Here is a 4,154-nt window from a genome sequence, read left to right as displayed (position 1 = left end):
TCTACAACCGCCTCCACACCGACGAGAAGTCACGACACCACACACCCCACGCCGCCGCTGCTTGACATAGGAGCAATGCACACTCGCGCGCGGGGGGCGCTCAGAACTGCAAGGCGGTGAAGCGCCAGTCCAGCACCTGGCGATCCGGTTGGCCGGTGCCGCCCACGGCGTAGACCACCGACCGCAGCCCCAGCACGTTGTCGACGGCGGATTCGACGTGCAGTTCGCTGTAGAGGGTGTCGCCTTCGTGGACCGGGGCGGTGTGATCGCAGGACTGCCACCCCAGCACGGTGACCAGATTCGGCAGCAGTCGGCACGCCTGCGCCAACGCCAGCCCGATGGTGTGCCCGCCGTACACCAACCGCTGCCCGCCGACTCGCGAATCATGATGGGTGGCAGCGACGTTGAGAGTCAGTCGGGCCAACTCGGGGGCGGAGGTGACCACGTCGCCAGTGCTGGTCAGCACGGTGCCTTCCGCGCCGCCCGCGGTCTGGTCGAAGTGCGGCCCCGGCACCTGACGGCGGTACTCCCCGGCGTCCCAGTCGGCGGTGACATCCGCCGGCTCGGCGAGCCCGGTACCGACAGCGGACAGGTCGTCGGCGTGCCCGGTATCGGCCGCACCCGGACTCAGCGGCAGCATCGCGCAACGGTAGAAGTCGAGCACCAGCCGGTCCACTTGGTCGATGGTGGTCACCCGAAGTGCCACCAGGCCCGTGGGCTCGCGCCCGGGCTTGGCCGAATTCTGCTTGAGTCCAACGACTTCGGTTCGGGTGAACAGGGTGTCACCGATCACCGGATACCGGAAGAAGGCCAGTCCGCGGTAGAACAGGTTGGCCTTGACCCGCCGCGTCACAACCGTTGATTGTCCGATCGCGACGTCGCACACCAGGCCCGGATGGGCCAGCGGCGTCGTCGCACCGGTCACCACCCGGGACAACTCGGCGTCCAGCGGCAACCGCATTCGATCGCCGAGAATCGCCTGGTGCATCGCCGCGACACCGACCGTCAGCGTCATCGCCGGGGCGGTGTCGAAAACCTGGCCGACACGCATTTCGTCGAAGTAGGGCCCACCGGTCATCTGAAAATCCTGGCATACGGTGAACCGATGAGCTCCACGCTGCCCGAAGAAGAGTCGATCCTGATCGACACCGTGCGCCAGTTCATCGACCGGGAGGTCAAACCGACTGTCCGCGATGTCGAGCACGCCAACACCTACCCGGAGGCGTGGATCGAACAGATGAAACACCTCGGCATCTACGGTCTTGCCGTCCCCGAGGAATACGGGGGCACGCCGGTGTCCATGCCGTGCTACGTCCTTGTCACCCAAGAGTTGGCGCGCGGTTGGATGAGCCTGGCCGGGGCGATGGGTGGGCATACCGTCGTCGCCAAGCTGCTGACGCTGTTCGGCACCGACGAGCAGAAGCAGCGATACCTGCCGGCGATGGCAACCGGTGCCCTGCGGGCCACCATGGCACTGACCGAACCCGGCGGCGGCAGCGACCTGCAGAACATGACCACCACCGCCTTACCTACCGGGGACGGCCTCGTGATCAACGGCTCCAAGACCTGGATCTCCAACGCCCGCTATTCGGGCCTGATCGCGCTGCTGGCCAAGACCGATCCGAAAGCCACCCCGCGCCACAGCGGGATCTCGGTGCTGCTGGTGGACAACCCGATCGCCGGACTGACCATCTCGCGCGACCTGCCCAAGCTGGGCTACAAGGGGGTGGAGAGCTGTGAGCTGAACTTCGACGGTTGTCGGGTGCCGGCAACCGCGGTACTCGGCGGCACCCCCGGCAACGGCTTCGCTCAGATGATGAAGGGCCTGGAGACCGGCCGCATTCAGGTGGCGGCGCGGGCGCTGGGGGTGGCGACCGCCGCACTGGAGGATGCACTCTCCTACGCCCAGCAACGGGAGAGTTTCGGCCAGCCGATCTGGAAGCATCAAAGCGTCGGCAACTACCTGGCCGACATGGCCACCAAACTGACCGCCGCCCGCCAACTCACCCGCTACGCAGCGCAGCGCTACGACAGCGGACAACGCTGCGACATGGAGGCCGGCATGGCCAAGCTGTTCGCCTCGGAGGTGGCCATGGAGATCGCGCTGAACGCGGTGCGTATCCACGGCGGCTACGGCTACTCATGCGAGTACGACGTCGAACGCTACTTCCGGGACGCGCCGCTGATGATCGTCGGTGAGGGCACCAACGAGATCCAGCGCAACGTGATCGCAGCACAACTGGTGGCCCGCGGCGGGGTCTAGCCGCCCGCCGCACACCGATCGCAGGACCAAAGGAAACACCCCGCACAGTTGTGCGGGGTGTTCCTTTGCGCTGTCCGGACTACGGGAGGACGACGCCCGGGTTGCCGGGGTCTCCGGCGTCACCGGCGTTGGGGCCGGTGCCCGCGGCGCCACCGCCACCGGCCGCACCACCGGTGCTGCCGGTACCCGGGGTGTCGCCGGCACCGCCGTTGGGGTTGAGGGGGTCACCGAGGTGCGGGGTGATGACATCGCCGCCGTTACCACCGGCACCGCCGTTACCGCCGGTGTTGGCACCGGTACCGCCGGCACCACCGTCCCCACCGGCTCCACCGTGGACGTTGTCGATCGGGCCCGAGGAGGAGTCATTCGAGGTGGTGTTCCAGTCCGGGTCACCCCAGCGGATGTTGCTGCCCTCGCCGCCGTTGCCACCGGCACCGCCGTCGCCACCGACACCGCCGGAGCCGTCCGCGTTCGCCAGGCCCTCGCCACCGGCACCACCGGCACCGCCGTTGCCGCCGTGTGCACCGCCCGCGAGCGGGTCGCTGCCGCCGTTGCCGCCGTTACCACCGTTACCGCCGGTTGCGCCGGCACCCCCGGCGCCGCCCGCACCACCGGTGCCGGCCGAGCCCTGCGGGCCCAAGACGCCGGAGCCAACCGGGCCTTCAACGGAGGCGTGGCCGGTCACGTCGGCGATGTCGCCACCGTAGCCGCCGTTACCGCCGTTACCGCCGTCGCCGATCAGACCGTCGTTGCCGTTGGCCGCGCCCAGACCGGCCGCGCCACCGTTGCCGCCGGCGCCGCCAGAGCCACCGTCACCCGGGGGGTTGTACAGACCGTGGACGGAATCGGTGTTGCCGTGAACCGAGGCACTGCCGTGACCGCCGTTGCCACCGTCGGATCCGGCACCACCGGCACCGCCGTTGCCACCGTTGCCGGCGACGCCGCCGCCGTTACCGCCGGCCCCACCGTTACCACCGACGGCACCGTTACCGCCGCTGGTGGCCGTGACTGCGGGGGGGCTGCCGGGAGGGCTGTCGTTGGAGGCGAATCCGTTGACACCGTCGCGTCCGTCGGTCGCGGCAGAGGCGTCGCCGCCGTTTCCGCCGTTACCGCCGTCGCCGTCGACGCCGTCGGCACCTGCGTTGGCGCTGGTACCACCGGCCGCACCGCCGGCGGCGGCCGCTCCGCCGTTACCGCCCACGCCGCCGTCGCCACCGTTGGCGCCGTTGGCGCCGACGCCGTTCACCGCGAGGCCGTTGGCGCCGACGCCGCCGTCTCCGCCGAGCCCGCCGTTGCCGCCGACACCGCCGTCACCATCGACACCGACCGTGCCGTTGGCCGAACCGCCGATACCGGCCGCACCACCGACGCCGCCCTTGCCGCCGAGCGCACCGTCACCACCGTTGCCGCCGACAGCGCCCTCACCGGTGCCGCCGCCCGCAAACGTGCCGGCGTCACCGGCTGCACCGTCACCGCCGTTGCCACCGGCACCGCCGACGCCACCGACGCCGCCGTTGCCGCCGATACCGACGAACGACGAACCGTCACCGCCCGCACCGCCGTTACCGGCGAGGCCGCCGGCGACACCGTTGCCGCCGTTGCCACCCGAACCGGTGCCGTTGGTGCCGTGGGTGCCGTTCCAGCCGGCGCCGCCGGCCCCGCCGTTACCGCCGTTGCCCCACGCGCCCATACCGAAGAAGTCCTGGGCCTGACCCGACGAACCACCGATACCGCCGTTACCACCGGCCAGGAACTCCGTGCCGGCACCGCCGGCGCCACCATCACCGCCGTTGCCCCACATCTCGCCACCATGGCCACCGTTGCCACCGTCGGCACCGAAGCCACCGGCACCGCCGTCACCACCATTGCCGATACCACCGGCATGCCCGCC

The 4,154-nt window shown here is 70.2% G+C and carries 2 protein-coding genes and 1 pseudogene; 1 reads left to right on the top strand and 2 read right to left on the bottom strand.

Going from position 1 to position 4,154, the window contains the following annotated elements; genetic code table 11:
* Positions 1-100: 100 nt before the first annotated feature.
* Positions 101-1,078: a MaoC family dehydratase gene (locus AWC16_RS00015; RefSeq protein ID WP_085262792.1), complete on the bottom strand. Its 978-nt coding sequence runs from the start codon at positions 1,076-1,078 to the stop codon at positions 101-103.
* 27 nt (positions 1,079-1,105) lie between these two features.
* On the opposite strand from AWC16_RS00015, the gene AWC16_RS00010 reads away from it, so the two are divergent.
* Complete coding sequence (locus tag AWC16_RS00010; protein WP_085262791.1) at positions 1,106-2,263, top strand: acyl-CoA dehydrogenase family protein; 1,158 nt, start codon at positions 1,106-1,108, stop codon at positions 2,261-2,263.
* 79 nt (positions 2,264-2,342) lie between these two features.
* Here AWC16_RS00010 and AWC16_RS25440 read toward each other — a convergent pair.
* Positions 2,343-4,154: pseudogene (locus tag AWC16_RS25440) on the bottom strand (PE family protein); the annotation flags it as partial.

The organism is Mycolicibacter longobardus, from assembly GCF_002102265.1.
In the GTDB taxonomy this organism is placed as follows: Bacteria; Actinomycetota; Actinomycetes; order Mycobacteriales; family Mycobacteriaceae; genus Mycobacterium; species Mycobacterium longobardum.
This window is presented reverse-complemented; position numbering and strand designations above follow the sequence as displayed.

Coding starts and splice junctions, on each gene's coding strand:
- AWC16_RS00015 (WP_085262792.1), bottom strand. CDS start 1,078: ATGACCGGTGGGCCCTACTTCGACGAAATGCGTGTCGGCCAGGTTTTC.
- AWC16_RS00010 (WP_085262791.1), top strand. CDS start 1,106: ATGAGCTCCACGCTGCCCGAAGAAGAGTCGATCCTGATCGACACCGTG.